The sequence below is a fragment of the Acetobacter aceti genome (assembly GCF_002005445.1).
In the GTDB taxonomy this organism is placed as follows: Bacteria; Pseudomonadota; Alphaproteobacteria; order Acetobacterales; family Acetobacteraceae; genus Acetobacter; species Acetobacter aceti_B.
This window is the reverse complement of record NZ_CP014692.1, coordinates 1488897-1504820: the sequence shown is the minus strand read 5'-3', so window position 1 is coordinate 1504820 and position 15924 is coordinate 1488897. Positions and strand designations below refer to the sequence as shown.

The window sequence follows — 15924 nt, the reverse complement described above, 5'->3', positions numbered from 1 at the left end:
AGACCGGTCACAGGCAAGGAAGCACCGTGAAGATCCTTGAGGTCACCAACGTCGATTTTTCGCTGCATCATTTTCTGCTGCCACTGATGCGGCAACTGCGAGCCGAAGGTCATGATGTCATCGGGAGTTGCGCCGAGGGGCCTCTCCTTGGAGAGGCGCGCGCCGAAGGTTTTCGTATTATCCCCGTACCAATGGCCCGGTCTTTTTCATTAAAAGCCCAGACTCGCGCTTTCGCAGCACTGGTCCGGCTGATCCGTCAGGAAAAACCGGATCTGGTCCATGCTCATATGCCGATCAGCGGCCTTCTGGCGCGTTTTGCGGCGAAACTTTGTGGCGTTCCCTGTATCGCCTACACCTGCCACGGTTATCTTTTCAATCAGCCCGGCTCCCTTGCGCGCCACGCCCTGTCTTTCACACTTGAATGGCTGGCCGGACATATCACCGATATTTATCTGACCGTTTCGCAGGCAGAAGCACGGGACGCCAGACGGCTCCACATTCACTCAGAAGCCACACCGGTTGGAAATGGCCGCGATCCCCAGATATATCATCCAGATCCATCGGCCCGGAAGCGGATAAGGGCTTCACTCGGTGTCCCACCCGATCGCGTGGTGATTGTCGCTGTATCAAGGCTGGTCAGACACAAAGGTTACCCGGAGCTTCTGGCGGCGATGGAGAGCGTTCCGGGTGCGGAGCTCTGGATTGTCGGGGAACGCTTATCAAGCGATCACGGGGAAGCGCTGGAGCCTTATTTTCAGCGCGCGCATGGCGTTTTGAATGGCAGGCTGCGCATGTTGGGCTATCGGGAGGACATTCCGGCGGTTCTCGCAGCAGCGGACATCTTCACGCTGCCCAGCCATTTCGAAGGTCTGCCCATGTCGATCATCGAAGCCATGATGACTGGTCTTCCCGTCGTGGCCACCGACATCCGGGGACCACGGGAGCAGATCGTGCAAGGCGAAACCGGTCTGCTTGTCGCCGCCGCCAAGGTCATGCCTCTTGCTGAAGCCCTGAACAGACTTGTTCAGGATCAGCCCTTGCGGGCGAAAATGGGCACGGGTTCACGCCAACGCGCCCTGTCTCTTTTCAATGAATCGACCGTTCTGACAAAAACGGCAGCACTTCTGACAAAAGGCGCACGCCTCAGGTTGCTGAAGAGGAAGCAGTCTGCGCTGTAATGACTGGCTGCAAAAGGTCATTGATAAAATTATAGTGGGGCGGCAGAAGCGAAGCCAGACCGTAGCATATCAGGGCGAAGCAGAACGTCGTTCCGTACAGAAGGGCGGCACGCGGCCAGCTGAGACGAAGGCCGATCTTGGCGACGAATATCCCGAGCCAGATTCCGTAGACATCGCTGCTCATGACAATCGCCATGGCGAATCCGGGAGTTCCGGCAACTGATGAAAAGAGCATCGTCCCGAGAGACATGGCTATGGCCGACACCAGAACGGTTATCCACTCACACCAGCTGCCTGCCGTTGCATAACGCAGCCACAGCTCTTCCCTGCCCCATTTTTTCGCAAAGAAATGAGAAATGACGGGAAGCGCCAGAAGTGTGCAGAAAGACAGTTCAACGCGAATAAATCCGAGAGCCGGATCTTTCTGCAAGGGCACTGTCAGCAGGCCGACAAGGCACATCGCCAGTCCGGGCGCCAGGGCGGCGAGGAAATGTTCAATGGAGTTCCCGAAACGCTGAAGCCCTTCCGCCCGTCCGCTGGCGAGGAGAGTCATCCCCTCCAGAATCGCTTTCGGATTAGGCGTCGTATTGCCTTTGAACACGCCACTCACGCCACAGTCCTTTCCAAAAGCCGCTCATAAATACGCTTCAGCGTATCGAGATCTGAAACGGCGACGTGCTCATCAATCTGATGCATGCTCGCGCCAACGAGACCAAATTCCGCCACGGCGCAATACAGGGCGATAAAGCGCGCATCCGAAGTGCCGCCACCCGTATCCAGACGAGGTTCACGGCCTGTCACATCGTGAACAGAAGCTTTCAGGGCGTCCAGCTCCGGTCCCGGGCTGGTAAGGAATGACTCACCACTGATGCTGGCTGCCACATCACAGTCGGGCGCATGCCGATGGCAGACGGTTTCGATCCACTCTTTTAGGGCCGTGCCGGTATGCAGATCGTTAAAGCGGATATTCAGGGCTGCTTTTGCTTCCGCCGGAATCACGTTGGTGGCCACGTTACCCACGTCTATGCTCGTCATCTGAAGGCTTGACGGCTCAAACCATTCGGAACCCTGATCCAGCGGTTTTTCAGTCAGTTCATTCAGGATATGAATCAGCCGATGGACAGGGTTATCCGCGCGATGCGGGTAAGCGACATGCCCCTGCCGCCCCTTCACCGTAATACGGACGTTGATACTGCCGCGTCGGCCAATCTTGATGATTTCGCCCATGACGGTCGGATTGGTCGGTTCGCCGACCACGCAGAAATCCGGAATCTGGTTGTGGGCCTTCATCCATTCCAGCACTTTTACAGTACCGAAGCGGGCCGGACCTTCCTCATCACCGGTAATCAGGAGACTGATTGATCCCTTTGGGTCAGACCTGCCAGCAAGAAAGGAAGAGACAGCGGCGACAAAGGCGGCGATCCCCCCCTTCATGTCACACGCACCCCGACCATAGAGGACGCCTTTATCGACTGAGCCCGCAAACGGTCCATGTCGCCAGCCGTCCTGGCCCGGCGGTACGACATCGGTATGCCCGGCAAAACACAGGTGAGGACCACTCTTGCCTCGTCGGGCGAAGAGATTTGGCGTCCGCTCCTCACCTTCACCGAAAGGCAGATGAAAGACCTCAAACCCCATGACGCTTAATGTTTCACCCAGAGCGATCTGGGATTCGCCGGGATCCGGACTGACGGATGGGTGACGAATCAGGTCAGAAGCAAGAGCCGTAACATCAAGCGCACGCGTCATGGAGCACTCTCAGTCGCGCAGCAGGTCGTTGATGGATGTCTTGGAACGGGTCCGTTCATCCACACGCTTGACGATCACGGCGCAGGCCAGGGACGGGTTGGGCTGGCCGTTGGCGTTAAGAGGCACGCTCGCAGGCAGCGAACCCGGAACGACCACGGAGTAGGCCGGAACGCGCCCGATATGAACCTCGCCCGTCGCACGATCAATGATCTTGGTGGAAGCGCCAAGGAACACGCCCATCGACAGGACGGAGCCACGCTCGACGATCACACCTTCGGCGACTTCTGAACGGGCGCCGATGAAGCAGTTGTCCTCAATGATGACTGGAGCGGCCTGAAGGGGCTCCAGCACGCCACCGATTCCCGCGCCACCGCTGATATGGCAGTTCTTGCCGATCTGCGCACAGCTGCCGACAGTAGCCCATGTGTCGATCATGGTGCCGGAATCAACCCGCGCACCGACATTCAGGAAGCTCGGCATCAGAACCACGCCCGGCGCGATGAAAGCCGAACGACGGACGACGCAACCGGGAACGGCACGGAAACCGGCTTCAGCAAAGCGGGCGGCATCCCAGCCTTCAAACTTGAGCGGCACCTTGTCATAAGCCGGAGCGCCTGCCGCACCACCTTCCATGATCCCATTATCTAACAGGCGGAAAGACAGCAGAACCGCTTTCTTCAGCCATTCGTGCACGGTCCACCCGGCATCACCGGGCTCGGCGACGCGGAGACGACCGGAGTCCAGTCCTTCAAGAACCGTCTCGATCGCAGACCGGTCATCGCCGGTCGTGGCAGGCGACACAGTGGTGCGCGCTTCCCAAAGCGCTTCGATCCGGGATCTGAGTTTCTCTTCGCTCATCGTCTTCCACAGTCAAAATAGCTGAAAGGCGCCCCTGCCAGTGGCCAGCACAGGTTACCTGAAGGCCGGACCATGCTGTTCAGGGCATCTTCTGTCAACGCAGCACATCTTAACGGGACAGAAACTATTCCCGGATGAAATGCGGAAGCATGAACACCATGCCTTCCTCTCCTGCGTCAGAATCGTCGCCACCCGGTCAGGATGGCAAACTGATGGACGCGCTTCTCGCCAGTCGTCGCCGCTGGAAAAGCCTGACGCAACTGGTTGCCGATTTCATCTTTGAAACGGACACCGAAGGCCGTTTCACCTTTTTCGAGGCGGGGCCCGCTCTCGGATGGAACGATCAGGAACTGATCGGGGAAGAGGGCACCAGACTCCTTCCCTGTGTGAATTCGACCCCGGCCCCCAACCCTTTCAAAACACGGAATGTCATTCGCAGCCGCCGCTGCTGGATCAAGAGAGCCGACAGCTCTTTTGGCTGCATGCTGGTTTATGCAACTCCTCTACTCTCACCTGATGGACATCACGCTGGCGTGCGCGGCCTCGGGATCGATGTATCCGATGAAGTCGGGTCCAACGCCGATCTCGCGGTCGCCCGCCTTCACAGTGAAATCGTGCGGCGCATCACAGCCACGATGCGCTCACGTGCCCTGTCCCGTCTGGGCATTCCACCTGCTTTCGATGAGCTGGCCGCCATGCTTGGCGCAGTCGGGGGCATTCTGATTTCCGAATCTCCTGAAGGGAAAACGGAAAGTGATGAAGACGATTCCGATGACGAAATCGTCCATCGTCTTCAGACATCCACGCCGTCATTTGACACGATGGTTGAGGAGATGCTGCGACATCCAGCGGATGGCAATCTCTCCTTTGAACCGGAAATCAGGCAGATAGAGGGACATGACGTCATCCTCTGCCGTAGCCGCGTGCGCTACAATGCGCCTGCCGCCATGGCGTTGTGGAGAAACAATGTCGGCGTCTGGTCACAGGATGACGCCAATCTGGCCGACGCGGCGCTGGCGACCTTCGCCTCCGCCCTTGAGATGAGCGCTCTCAACCGCGCCCTTGCTCGCAATGCACGGTTTGACCCGCTTACAGGCATGCTGAACCGGAACGGTCTGCTGACCGAAATCTCCAGGCGGCTGCCGCGTCTTGATCGGGAACGCCTTTCCGGCACGTTACTGATTATCGGTCTGGACCGCTTTTCAGACATCAACGCCCGCTTCGGTTTCGAAGCCGGGGACAGCGCCCTTCAACAGGTTGCCAGCTATCTGCGGGACGCCATTCGTCCAACAGATCTCGCCGGACGACTTGGAGGGGACATTTTCGGGCTCTGGCTCGATGGCGCTGATCATTTTGTCGCTGCTGAACGGGCGGAAGCCTTCTGTCAGCACGGCGCAGCCATTTTTGTTGCGGAACCCATCACTCTCACCTTCTCGGTCGGTCTTGCCGCGCGAAATTGGGAAACAGGTGAGAGCGTTGAGTCACTCATAGACCGCGCAAGTTTTGCCATGCGCAGCGTGAAACTCGCAGGAGGCGCGCGCTGGCATACATCATTGGAAGAATCTTCACCATGAACTCTTCATTAGACCCAAAATTTTTTCAGATCCTGCCCACACGCTCGCTTTCTTCTGTTCCTCCAGCGTCAGCAGGCCCGGCATTACGCGAGAAACCACGCAGTGTTGCTACTGCCGTGACAATGACGGCGACACCTGAGTTATGGGCATGCCTGAAAAGTCGCATTACGACGCTTCGCCCGGAATTCAGCATCCAGCGCATTGAAGCACTGACAGCCTCCCTTCAGGGCTCCCTGACCGTTCTGATGGCGGAAAGCTGGCAGCGTGCACGCCGCGTGATTGCTCAGGCCGCAGGCGATGCTCAGGCCATTTCAATCATTGGGCCGCTGTCTGAGTCATCTTCCATTGCCGAACGTCTCATGGGTGAGATTGATGACGTGACACTGGATCAGGAACTCAACCGCAGGCAGCACGATGGCAAAATGTTGTCATCGGTCAAAGCCGTCCAGTCCCGTGCTATCCTTGAGCATCTCGCTGAACAGCCCCTGGCGGAACTCGAACCGGCTCTCGATGAAATGGAGCGGTCACCTGAAAGACCGACCACTCTGGAATATGCGTGCGTCACCACAGTCAAAAATCTTGTGAGAGAGCGCTGCGCGAATCTGGTGGCGCCGGTGAAACACAAGATTGAAAAAGAACTGTCTTTCGAACTGGCCGCCACATCGGAAGTCATTAAACCGACAAGAAATGCTTCTGTTTCCACTGTCATGAATGACAACATCGTTGATCTGGCTACACAGGCCCTTCACGACGATAATGTGGATGCAATCATTGAACTTCTGGCCCGCACACCCAACATAGCTGCGGACGTCATTCGGGAGACACTGAGTGGCCGGAATGCACGGGGCCTTGTGGCTCTGGCATGGAAAGCTGGTCTGCCTGCGTCGTTGGCTGCCGCCGTGCAGATCCACCTTGCCCTGATCCCGCCAATGCGCGCCATTCTTCCATCAGCCGATGGTTCCTACGCTCTGACCCCGCGGGAACTGAACTGGCAGCTGGATTTTCTCAGAGAGAAGTGCGCCGCCGTCGCAGCCTGACTTAACGAAACAGTCTGTCGAGCCCTGCTCAAGGGGCGTCAGGCTGTTTCAGTCTTCAAAGGACGAGAAATGTCTGGCGCGTTCGATCGAAAGATAATCCAGCGCGCCCTGCAGCATATAAGCTGCTGCCATCTTATCTACGACTTCAGCCCGTCTCTTTCGGGACAGATCAGCTTCACCGATGATGGTCCGGTTCACAACGCTGGAAGAGAACCGCTCGTCCCATAATATGGCAGGGACCATGATCTGGTCGGAAAGAGCCTGAGCCCAATCACGCGCTGCCTGCGCCGCAGGGCCGAATCCACCATCCATGGAAAGAGGCAGTCCGACGACCAGCGCTCCCACATCCTGTTCTCTGACAACTTCCGTAATTTTCTGGGCCATGAGCGAGAGTTTCTCCCGTTTCAAAACCCCATACGGAGAGGCGACCATCAGCATGACATCTGACAGAGCAAGCCCCACAGTCTTCGCGCCGGGATCAATTCCCAGCAGCCGCTGGCCGGTGGAAAGTTTTTCACTGAGTTCGGTTATGTTGAACAGAGGCATCGCCTGAGGGTATGGTGTCGCGCCGGCGGCAACGCCAGCGTTATTTTTCATGATTTGAGAGTTTCTGCTTCATGTCGCTTGATCTCGCGACCACGAGACGCATTGCCAAGCTCGCCCGTATCGGGCTTGACGACCAGGAAATCGAGGCTGTCCGCACACAGCTCGGAGGTATTCTCGGCTGGATCGAGATTCTCGACGAAGTTGATGTCGAGGGCGTACCGCCCATGATCGGCACCAGCACCCACGCGGCGCTCAAGCCCCGGGAAGATGCCGTAACTGACGGTGACTGTCAGGAGAAGGTGCTGTCGAACGCACCGGATCGTGAAGGTCCCTTCTTCACCGTGCCGAAGGTGGTCGAATAATGCTGACTGATCTCACGATCGCACAGGCCGCTGAGGGTCTGCGCAAGAAAGAATTTTCCGCTGTCGAGCTGACGAAGGCACATACCGAGGCCGTCGAAGCGCTGAACGGACGGGTGAACGCCTACATCACCGTCACCTCCGACAAGGCGCTCGAAGCAGCGAAAAAAGCCGATAGCACGCTGGTCGCTGGTGAGGCTCCTCCCCTGACCGGAATTCCGCTCGGCATCAAGGATCTGTTCTGCACCAACGGCGTACGGACGACCGCCGCCAGCAAGATCATCGGAAATTTCGTGCCGCCTTATGAGAGCACCGTCACGGCGAAGCTGCTCGAAAACGGTGCGATTTTTCTCGGCAAGACCAACCTTGACGAATTCGCCATGGGGTCCGGCAACCTGACGTCTGCGTTCGGCAGCGTCGAGAACCCCTGGCATCGCAAGGATGATGCTTCGGTTCTGGTTCCCGGCGGTTCATCGGGTGGTTCCGCAGCGGCCGTCGCCGCGCGTATGGCCATGGGCGCTACCGGCACCGATACCGGCGGCTCCATCCGTCAGCCCGCAGCCTATTGCGGTATTGTCGGGCTGAAACCGACCTATGGCCGCTGCAGCCGCTGGGGCACCATCGCCTTCGCAAGCTCACTCGATCAGGCCGGTCCGATGACCCGCTCCGTCGAGGACGCCGCGATCATGCTGTCAGCCATGGCGGGTGCTGATCCGAAGGACAGCACCTGCGCCACTGTTGCCGTGCCGGACTATCGTGCCGCCTGTGGTCGCAGCCTGAAAGGTCTGCGCGTCGGTATTCCTGCCGAGTATCGCGCACCTGGCATGTCGGAAGAAATTCTAGCCGTCTGGCAGAAGGGCGTCGACATGCTCCGTGAAGCCGGCTGCGAGATTGTCGATGTCTCCCTGCCCCACACGAAATATGGCCTCGCGACCTATTACATCATCGCTCCGGCCGAATGTTCGTCCAACCTCGCCCGCTATGACGGCGTGCGGTTTGGTGAGCGGGCTGAAGGCGCCACCAGCCTTGATGACCTGTACGAGAAGACCCGTCACAATGGGTTTGGCGAGGAAGTCCGCCGTCGTATCCTGATGGGGACGTACGTGCTGTCCGCCGGTTATTACGATGCCTATTACCTCAAGGCCCAGAAGGTCCGTACGCTGATCCAGCGGGACTTCACGCAGGCTTTCGAGAAAGTCGACGTGCTGCTGACTCCGACGGCTCCGACTGCGGCCTTCGCCCGCGATGAGAAACCTGAAGATCCGGTGCAGATGTATCTCAACGATATCTTCACCGTGCCTGCCAGCATGGCTGGACAGCCTGCCATGTCGGTGCCGGTGGCGCTTGATGGCAAAGGTCTGCCGCTCGGTCTCCAGTTGATTGGCAAGCACTTCGACGAGGAAACGATCATTGCGGTCGGGTCTGCTCTGGAAAAAGCTGCCGGGTTTACGGCCCGTCCGGATCTGCGTGCAGGAGTGAGCGCATGAGCTACACGATTGAAGGCAACACCGGCGCATGGGAAATCGTCGTCGGTCTTGAGGTTCACGCTCAGGTCATCAGCAACTCCAAGCTGTTCTCCGGCGCATCCACCCTGTTTGGTGGCGAACCGAACTCGCATGTCAGTCTGATTGACGCAGGCTTTCCCGGCATGCTGCCGGTCATCAATCACGCCTGCGTGGAGCAGGCTGTCCGCACGGGTCTGGGCCTGAAAGCCCGGATCAATCTGGAAAGCCGCTTCGACCGCAAGAACTACTTTTATGCCGATCTTCCGACCGGTTATCAGATCAGCCAGTTCGAGCTTCCGATCATCGGCACCGGTGTCGTGCAGATCGAGCTTTCCGACGGCAGCACGCGCGACATCGGAATCACGCGCCTGCATCTTGAACAGGATGCGGGCAAGCTGATGCACGATCAGGACCCGAAGCGCTCCTTCGTGGACCTCAACCGTGCAGGCGTCGCGCTGATGGAAATCGTCAGCGAGCCGGACATCCGCTCGCCGGAAGAGGCTGGCGCCTATCTTCGCAAGCTGCGGCAGATCCTGCGTTATCTCGGGACCTGCGACGGCAACATGGAAGAAGGCTCAATGCGCGCCGACGTGAACGTCTCGGTTCGCAAGAGCGCCAGTGAACCGTTCCGCACCCGCTGCGAGATCAAGAACGTCAATTCGATCCGCTTCGTCATGCAGGCGATCGAGATTGAGGCAGCCCGTCAGATCGAGATCTGGGAAAACGGTGGTGAGGTCGATCAGGAGACGCGCCTGTTCGATCCGCACAAGGGTGAGACGCGCTCGCTGCGCTCCAAGGAAGATGCGCACGATTACCGCTACTTCCCTGATCCGGACCTTCTACCGCTGGTGATCGAGCAGAGCTGGGTGGACCAGATCAAGCAGACGCTGCCGGAGTTGCCAGACGAAAAGCGCGCCCGTTTCCAGCAGGATTACGGGATCACCGCTTACGATGCGGGTGTTCTGGTTGCGGAGCAGGCCACGGCGGACTTCTATGAAAGTGTCGCCAAGGGACGTGACGGCAAATCGGCTGCCGCATGGGTGACGGGCGACTTCTTCGCGGCGCTGAACCGCACGGGTAAGTCGATTGAAGAAAGCCCGGTCAGTGCGGCCAATCTTGGCGCGATGCTTGACCTGATTGCTGACGGCACGATCAACGGCAAGATCGCCAAGGAAGTGCTCGAAGACATGTTCGAGACCGGCGAAACTCCGCTTGCCATTGTGGATCGCAAGGGTCTGCGTCAGGTCACGGATACGGGGGCCATCGAAGCGACGGCTGACGAGATCATCAGCAAGAACGCCGACAAGGTGGCGCAGTATAAGGGCGGCAAGGACAAGCTGTTCGGCTTCTTCGTCGGACAGGTGATGAAGGCGACGGGTGGCAAGGCCAACCCGGCGATCGTCAACGACATCCTGCGCAAGAAACTCGACGGCTAAAGACCTTTGTCCGGCCAGATGTCATTGTCTGGTCGGACAGGAATTACGCCACCCGACAGACAGCAGGTTTTTCCGTGAAACGCTGTGAACGGATAAGCCTGCTGTCTTGTCGCGCACGGGAAACCCTATCGCTCCCGCCTGACAGATGCTTCAGTCAGAGCGCAGAAGAACCGGCCTGTTTCTCTGCATTGCTCTGGCGCTTTTCCCTGCGATACTGATAAACACCAGCCTTTCCGAACGGGAGACTGCTCCCGCGTGTGCCACCCGGAGCCCCGAATGACCGCCATCCGCCGCAGACATGCGACAGAACTTGAAACGATTTCCGTAACTGTTCCGGAAATCTCCGTTGAAGCTTACGAGAACGCCATCAGCACGGTCTGCGCGACGGTCGGCATTTTTGAGTTCGACGAAGAAGAAAAGCTCTGGCGTGTCGAGGGCGTGAAAGACACCGGTCATGCGGAAGACGAACTCGCAGCCGCTCTGGCTCTGGCCGCACTGACCACAGGCATCAACGCTGATCTGGAGCGCACCAACACCGAGACGGAAGGCTGGCTCGCCCGCACCTATGAATCGTTTCCGGCACAGGAAGTCGGCAAACGCTTTATCGTTCGGGGCTCCCATCTGGATGAAGCCCCCGATAGCAACCGCATCACCATCACGCTGGATGCGGGCATGGCGTTCGGGTCCGGGGAACATGGCTCGACGCGGGGATGTCTGCGGGCTCTTGAACTGGTGGCGCATCGCAGGCCCCGGAATATTCTCGATCTGGGCTGTGGCTCCGGTATTCTCGCCATGGGAGCGGCTGCGCTGCTGCACCGCCCTGTTCTGGCGACCGACATTGATCCATGGTCTGTCCGGATCACTCAGGAGAACGCAGCCCGTAACGGCCTGTCACGTCTGATCGAAGCGCGGCTCGGCAATGGCTGGTCCACGCCGGAAATCCGCCGTCGTGCGCCTTATGATCTGGTTTTCGCCAACATCCTTGCCCGTCCGCTCTGCATGATGGCCAAGGATCTGAGCCGCCATCTTGCTCCGGGCGGCACTGTCATTCTGGCTGGACTGCTGAATACTCAGGTGCGCATGGTGCTGGCCGCGCACCAGCGTTGCGGACTGGTGCTGGAACGTCATCTTCGTGAAGGCGACTGGGGAACGCTGATCCTGCGGAAGCCGTTTGGCGCAGCTCGCTGATAGGGCAAAAGAATCTAAAAATGCTGGACCATTGGGCTTGTTTATTGGCAGCTATTCAATGAAGGGCATATTGTGACCGGAACATCGGTCCAGCTCCTGATATTTTCTACCCGGACAGATTGATTCCCCTGTTCTGCTACCGCAACTGGCTGTCCTTGCTGCCTCGACGGTTGATACTGCTGAACACGCGCTGGCTGTCGCGTTCTGACTGGCATTCGATGCAGAATTTCACGCCCGGCAAAGCCTTGCGTCTCGCTTCGGGTATCGGCTCACCGCAGTCACAACAGTGAACGGCGCTTTCTCCGGCAGGAATGCCTGAGCGGGCCTGCTTCACCGCGTCTGCAATGGTGTCGTCGATCTGCTCCTGCACTGCTCCTTCCGGAGCCCAGCCTGTCGCCATGATGAAATGTCCCTCAGAGAGATGCTTTCAGACATCCAGATACACGGGACTTATATCGTGTGCCGTTCTATAGAATTCAGCGGCAAACGACTTTCTTCTTCTCAAAAACGACATGGATATGCGAAAATTCCGGTCGCCGAATAGGTGGCGTATCCTTTTGAGGCTATCCTTACTCTTCCAGCCCCTGACTTCGCACCAGACGGGCATACAGTCCATCCAGGGCGATCAAAGCAGCATGTGTCCCATGCTCTACAGCGCGCCCGTCTTCCATGACCACCACCATATCGGCTGATCGAACTGTGGAGAGACGATGCGCGACGATGATCGTCGTGCGCCCGGCCCGAAGTTCTCCCAATGCCTCCTGCACCAGAGCCTCGTTCTCACTGTCCAGTGCGCTGGTGGCTTCATCAAGCAATAAAAGGCGTGGATCACGCAGCAGGGCACGTGCCAGGGCGATACGCTGCCGTTGCCCACCGGACAGTCTGCCGCCTCCAGGCCCGACGATCGTGTCAAACCCGTCAGGGAGTGCCGTGATGAATGGCTCGGCGGCAGCGAGACTGGCTGCCTCGCGGACCTCGGCATCTGTTGCGCCCGGGCGTCCCATCAGGATGTTCTCACGGACAGACACGTCAAAAAGCAGAGGGTCCTGACTGACATAGGCAATCGCGTTGCGTAGGTGATCCAGCCCGACATCGCGCAGATCGACACCATCGAGGGTGATCGCCCCGCGGGTCACATCATGCAGACGAGGAATAAGCGAAAGGGCCGTTGATTTGCCGGCGCCGGATGGTCCGACCAGCGCCACGGTCATCCCCGGCTGGGCCTCGAACGAGAGACCATTCAGTCCCATGCGGCCGTCGGCATACTGGAAAACAACCGTATCGAAGCACAGATGCCCATGTCCTGCCGGCAGAGAGCGGGCCTGCGGGTGGTCCTGCACAGCAGGCTTCTCGTCGATCAGGGAGAATATCCGGGATAATCCGGCCAGCCCTTCCTGCAGCGCCGCATTCAGCGCTCCAAGCGCACGCAAGGGACGCGAGGCAAGCAGCAGCGCCGCAACAAAACCGGAAAAGTCTCCGAGCGTCGCTCCGCCCATGGCCGCACGCCATCCGGCGAATCCCAGCACAGCCGCCACAGCCGAACCGCCAAGCGCCTCAAGCAGCGGGTCAACACGCGCACGGCCACGCATGATCCTCAGAAAAGCTTCATGAAGCAGGTCAAAGGCGGTATCCGCGCGCTTTTCCTCACGCTCTTCAAGACGATAGACACGCACTGTCCGGGCCTGAGCGAAGCTTTCCGTCAGGAACGCGGCAGTAGAGGCAATCTGCTCGTTGACATTGCCGGAAGCGCGCCGAACTTTCTTGCCAAGCCGCTGGATCGGCACGGCGGCAACTGGATACAGGATCGCCGCAATCAGGCTGAGTTCCCAATCCATGTAGATCATCGCCACAATCAGCCCGACGACCGTTACCACATCCCCAAGGGAGTTGACGGCCCGGATCATGGCTTCGCGGATTGAAATCGCGTCAGTCGTGAAGCGCGCGGCGAGTGAAGCCGGCGCATCCTGCTCGATCCTCGCCACATCCGCGATGGTCAGGTGCCGGAACATCGAGCCCTGCAATCCACGGATGACCACAAGCACCAGCCCCTGCGTCGCCAGAGTCTGTCCATACTGAGCCGCGGCCTTCGCCAGCGTAATCGCCACGATCAGTAGCGGCACCTGATAAAGGATACGCTCATCGTGCGTGGAGAACATGTCGAGCGCCCGCTGGATGACAAGAGGGTAAAGCGCGGTCAGCGTCGCCATGGCGATTGTCAGGACAAGGACGCTGAGAATCCTGCCTCGATGAGAGCTGATCTGATCCCGCCAGAGACGCAGAAGAAGCGATCTGCTGTCATCAGACTGCCTGGGTTGATGTGACAGATCAGTCAACGGGGAGCGCGGCGGGAGAGCATTCATTGGCGTCATCTACCAACATGGACCACAGACGAAAAGAACCACTCAGACGAACGTCCCCCCAGAATTGCCGCCAGAAACAGACACAACACATATTGTTTTTTAAAATAACTTTTATTATCATATTGATAATGAAGTTTTCTTACAAATAACTTCAAAGAAAACTCTCACGCAGATCACGGAGATAGATCAGACACTCAGCATGTCCGGCTCGACAGCCTGACTGCATCCACCATAGGCGGACCTCTGAAAGCAGTTCTCCGACACGTGGCCCCGGCGGTATGCCGGCGGCCAGCAGATCACGACCTGCGAGAGGAAAGACCGGAACTGGCAGATCAGAAAATTGAGACCGCAGCCGCTGCCATTGCCTTGCGTCATGACGTGCCGGGTCACTCGCAATCTGATGCGCTTCCGCCAGCCAGACTTTTCCCAATGCGACATCTCGCGCTGTTTCGGCCAGCACGCAAACAACGTCTTCGTCCGTCACGACACGGTCCGGCACAAAGGGCGGAGGGAGCAGAAAGGCCTGGATCAACGCTGCATCTGCACGCGACAGTCGCAGTCGTTCGACACATGCTTTCACTCCTTCCGGAGTGGCTCCAGCGCCTGCCAGAAGAGCCGCGGTCCGCAGGCAATGCTCGGAGGGACCGCCACAGACGATGAGAGCATCGAGAAGACTTATCGCCTCGGGTAATGTCCCTGACAGCTCGGGCAGGCATGCAGCCAGCACACCTGTAGCCTCCATCAGTTGCAACGTGTCAGTAACCCTTGGTCCGGTCAGAATGCGCCGCAGTTCTGACCATACCCTCTCCACAGAAAGTCGATCGATCATTCTCACGCCCTGCGCGAGCGCTTCCTGTGTATCCTGATCTGGCGGCGTCGATCCAAAGCGGGCCTGGAAGCGAAAAAATCGGAGAATACGGAGCGCGTCTTCCCGTATGCGCATGGCGGCATCGCCAACGAACCGGATCCGACCGGCCGCCAGATCCGACCGGCCGCCAAAATAATCATGGATCCTGCCCTCCTGATCGCAGGACATTGCATTGATGGTGAAATCCCTCCGCGCCGCATCCTCCTCCCAGCTCCGGGTCCAGGAGACATACGCATGGCGACCATCCGTCACGTCGTCCCGGCGAAGCGTCGTGATCTCGTAACCGCGATGGTCGATCACGGCGGTGACGGTTCCATGAGACAGGCCCGTGGGAACGACACCGATGCCCGCATCCCTCAGGTGCTTCATCACCTCCGACGGCGTTTCGGGGGTGCCGAAATCGAAATCGCTGGCGGGCAGACCGTTCAGCATGTCGCGCACGGCCCCGCCGACCAGACGGGCCTGAGGCAGCACCTTCCATATCTGACAGAGCGCGGGGAAATCAGGGAGCGCCTCAAGCGGAAGCCGCGCGACTTTCGTCATCAGCAGTCTTCGCCCTCATCATTGCCTTCCCGGCATCCGCGTGGAGCGAGAGCCAGCGGGAAAAACACGCCATCGCTCCAGACCCCCAGACAGGCTTTCCCCTCACAGCAACCAGGCTCAGCAAGAGCCGCCAGCTCGTACCAGACGGGACGTGAGATGCGGGCCTGCAATGGCAGTTCTCCCTCAGCCTGCCTCACCGTGAGATAGGGCGGCGGCGCGCTGTCGCACGCGTCGAGCGGCACGTCCCACCGGGCCAGAATGGGGTGCTCGGGCCCAGCCGTGACGACCTGATCGATATTGGTGCGGAAACACAGGCGCTGCTCCCGTCCGACACCGCACCATTCCAGCTCAACCGCGACGAATGGCACATCCTCGACCTCGACCGTTCCTTCCTCGACAGGGGTGCGGAGCCAGTAAGCACCGTCCGCCGCACGGGAAAGAGCCGAGGCGAAAAGACAGACCATCGGCTTTCGTCTGATCGGGGAACCCCGGTAGAGCCAGACTCCGTCCCGACGGATGAGGAAGGGCAACCGGCCGCACTGATACGGCTTCCGCCCCTTCTGGTCACCTCCGCCGATCCGGCGGTCATCTCCCGATTTTTCGACAAAAGCATCTGATGTCACGTTCAATTAACCCACATCTGTTTGCCTGCGCACCATACCGATATAGGGTTGCCCCCCGGCTTGATGTAAGCCCCGGACGTGTCAGACTGGACCTATGACG

Annotated in this window: 15 protein-coding genes; 7 read left to right on the top strand and 8 right to left on the bottom strand. The window is 58.9% G+C overall.

The genetic code is table 11. The features are described from left to right. Positions 1 to 26: 26 nt before the first annotated feature. On the top strand, positions 27 to 1178 hold the full coding sequence (locus A0U92_RS06755; RefSeq protein WP_077814291.1) for a glycosyltransferase family 4 protein: 1152 nt from the start codon (positions 27 to 29) through the stop codon (positions 1176 to 1178). Here A0U92_RS06755 and A0U92_RS06750 read toward each other — a convergent pair. Genes A0U92_RS06750 through dapD form a run of 3 tightly spaced genes read right to left on the bottom strand, consistent with a single transcriptional unit; the run spans position 1144 to position 3785 of the window. Further along, positions 1144 to 1788, bottom strand: a complete 645-nt coding sequence (locus A0U92_RS06750) for a hypothetical protein (protein ID WP_077812562.1) — start codon at positions 1786 to 1788, stop codon at positions 1144 to 1146. The genes A0U92_RS06755 and A0U92_RS06750 overlap by 35 nt on opposite strands. Continuing rightward, a complete protein-coding gene (gene dapE / locus A0U92_RS06745; RefSeq protein ID WP_077812561.1) occupies positions 1785 to 2927 on the bottom strand; it encodes a succinyl-diaminopimelate desuccinylase in 1143 nt (380 codons plus the stop codon). Before dapE ends, A0U92_RS06750 begins: the two co-directional genes overlap by 4 nt. 9 nt (positions 2928 to 2936) lie before the next feature. Beyond that, positions 2937 to 3785 (bottom strand): 2,3,4,5-tetrahydropyridine-2,6-dicarboxylate N-succinyltransferase, encoded by an 849-nt coding sequence (gene dapD, locus A0U92_RS06740; protein ID WP_077812560.1) that lies wholly within the window; start codon positions 3783 to 3785, stop codon positions 2937 to 2939. Between the two features lie 149 nt (positions 3786 to 3934). Here dapD and A0U92_RS06735 point away from each other — a divergent pair, with 149 nt between their 5' ends. Both A0U92_RS06735 and A0U92_RS06730 read left to right on the top strand, forming a co-directional pair. Beyond that, the gene (locus A0U92_RS06735) at positions 3935 to 5359 is read left to right on the top strand and encodes a sensor domain-containing diguanylate cyclase (RefSeq protein ID WP_187668880.1); all 1425 of its coding nucleotides are present in this window, start codon (positions 3935 to 3937) and stop codon (positions 5357 to 5359) included. 122 nt (positions 5360 to 5481) lie between these two features. Further along, complete coding sequence (locus A0U92_RS06730; RefSeq protein ID WP_236748299.1) at positions 5482 to 6396, top strand: hypothetical protein; 915 nt, start codon at positions 5482 to 5484, stop codon at positions 6394 to 6396. 48 nt (positions 6397 to 6444) lie between these two features. Here the strand turns inward: A0U92_RS06730 and ruvX are convergent, their stop codons facing one another. Continuing rightward, positions 6445 to 6942 carry a Holliday junction resolvase RuvX gene (gene ruvX / locus A0U92_RS06725; protein ID WP_187668922.1) on the bottom strand — a complete coding sequence of 166 codons (498 nt, stop codon included), beginning with the start codon at positions 6940 to 6942 and terminating at the stop codon, positions 6445 to 6447. Positions 6943 to 7013: 71 nt separating this feature from the next. On the opposite strand from ruvX, the gene gatC reads away from it, so the two are divergent. The 4 genes from gatC (at position 7014) to A0U92_RS06705 (ending at position 11430) form a co-directional block, all read left to right on the top strand. Beyond that, the gene (gene gatC, locus A0U92_RS06720; RefSeq protein WP_077812556.1) at positions 7014 to 7304 is read left to right on the top strand and encodes an Asp-tRNA(Asn)/Glu-tRNA(Gln) amidotransferase subunit GatC; all 291 of its coding nucleotides are present in this window, start codon (positions 7014 to 7016) and stop codon (positions 7302 to 7304) included. Next, entirely contained in the window at positions 7304 to 8788 is a 1485-nt protein-coding gene (gatA, locus tag A0U92_RS06715) for an Asp-tRNA(Asn)/Glu-tRNA(Gln) amidotransferase subunit GatA (protein WP_077812555.1), read from the top strand. The genes gatC and gatA overlap by 1 nt, the downstream gene beginning before the upstream one ends. Then, positions 8785 to 10242: an Asp-tRNA(Asn)/Glu-tRNA(Gln) amidotransferase subunit GatB gene (gene gatB / locus A0U92_RS06710; protein ID WP_077812554.1), complete on the top strand. Its 1458-nt coding sequence runs from the start codon at positions 8785 to 8787 to the stop codon at positions 10240 to 10242. The genes gatA and gatB overlap by 4 nt, the downstream gene beginning before the upstream one ends. 276 nt (positions 10243 to 10518) lie before the next feature. After that, positions 10519 to 11430: a 50S ribosomal protein L11 methyltransferase gene (locus A0U92_RS06705; RefSeq protein WP_077812553.1), complete on the top strand. Its 912-nt coding sequence runs from the start codon at positions 10519 to 10521 to the stop codon at positions 11428 to 11430. 136 nt (positions 11431 to 11566) lie between these two features. On the opposite strand, the gene A0U92_RS06700 is transcribed toward A0U92_RS06705, so the two are convergent. The 4 genes from A0U92_RS06700 to A0U92_RS06685 all read right to left on the bottom strand — a co-directional run bounded on the left by A0U92_RS06700 (position 11567) and on the right by A0U92_RS06685 (position 15830). Next, positions 11567 to 11830, bottom strand: coding sequence for a DksA/TraR family C4-type zinc finger protein (locus A0U92_RS06700; protein WP_077812552.1), 264 nt, complete (start codon positions 11828 to 11830; stop codon positions 11567 to 11569). 169 nt (positions 11831 to 11999) lie between these two features. Beyond that, the gene (locus A0U92_RS06695) at positions 12000 to 13790 is read right to left on the bottom strand and encodes an ABC transporter ATP-binding protein (protein WP_149026400.1); all 1791 of its coding nucleotides are present in this window, start codon (positions 13788 to 13790) and stop codon (positions 12000 to 12002) included. A gap of 151 nt (positions 13791 to 13941) precedes the next feature. Beyond that, on the bottom strand, positions 13942 to 15201 hold the full coding sequence (locus A0U92_RS06690) for a CCA tRNA nucleotidyltransferase (protein WP_077812550.1): 1260 nt from the start codon (positions 15199 to 15201) through the stop codon (positions 13942 to 13944). After that, complete coding sequence (locus A0U92_RS06685; protein ID WP_077812549.1) at positions 15201 to 15830, bottom strand: DUF1285 domain-containing protein; 630 nt, start codon at positions 15828 to 15830, stop codon at positions 15201 to 15203. The genes A0U92_RS06690 and A0U92_RS06685 overlap by 1 nt, the downstream gene beginning before the upstream one ends. Between the last annotated feature and the right edge of the window lie 94 nt (positions 15831 to 15924).

Bases quoted from the DNA above. Each gene is read 5' to 3' on its own strand.
- dapE (WP_077812561.1), bottom strand. From the start codon at position 2,927: ATGACGCGTGCGCTTGATGTTACGGCTCTTGCTTCTGACCTGATTCGT.
- dapD (WP_077812560.1), bottom strand. From the start codon at position 3,785: ATGAGCGAAGAGAAACTCAGATCCCGGATCGAAGCGCTTTGGGAAGCG.
- A0U92_RS06735 (WP_187668880.1), top strand. From the start codon at position 3,935: ATGAACACCATGCCTTCCTCTCCTGCGTCAGAATCGTCGCCACCCGGT.
- A0U92_RS06730 (WP_236748299.1), top strand. From the start codon at position 5,482: ATGACGGCGACACCTGAGTTATGGGCATGCCTGAAAAGTCGCATTACG.
- ruvX (WP_187668922.1), bottom strand. From the start codon at position 6,942: ATGCCTCTGTTCAACATAACCGAACTCAGTGAAAAACTTTCCACCGGC.
- gatC (WP_077812556.1), top strand. From the start codon at position 7,014: ATGTCGCTTGATCTCGCGACCACGAGACGCATTGCCAAGCTCGCCCGT.
- gatA (WP_077812555.1), top strand. From the start codon at position 7,304: ATGCTGACTGATCTCACGATCGCACAGGCCGCTGAGGGTCTGCGCAAG.
- gatB (WP_077812554.1), top strand. From the start codon at position 8,785: ATGAGCTACACGATTGAAGGCAACACCGGCGCATGGGAAATCGTCGTC.
- A0U92_RS06705 (WP_077812553.1), top strand. From the start codon at position 10,519: ATGACCGCCATCCGCCGCAGACATGCGACAGAACTTGAAACGATTTCC.
- A0U92_RS06700 (WP_077812552.1), bottom strand. From the start codon at position 11,830: ATGGCGACAGGCTGGGCTCCGGAAGGAGCAGTGCAGGAGCAGATCGAC.
- A0U92_RS06695 (WP_149026400.1), bottom strand. From the start codon at position 13,790: ATGAATGCTCTCCCGCCGCGCTCCCCGTTGACTGATCTGTCACATCAA.
- A0U92_RS06690 (WP_077812550.1), bottom strand. From the start codon at position 15,201: ATGACGAAAGTCGCGCGGCTTCCGCTTGAGGCGCTCCCTGATTTCCCC.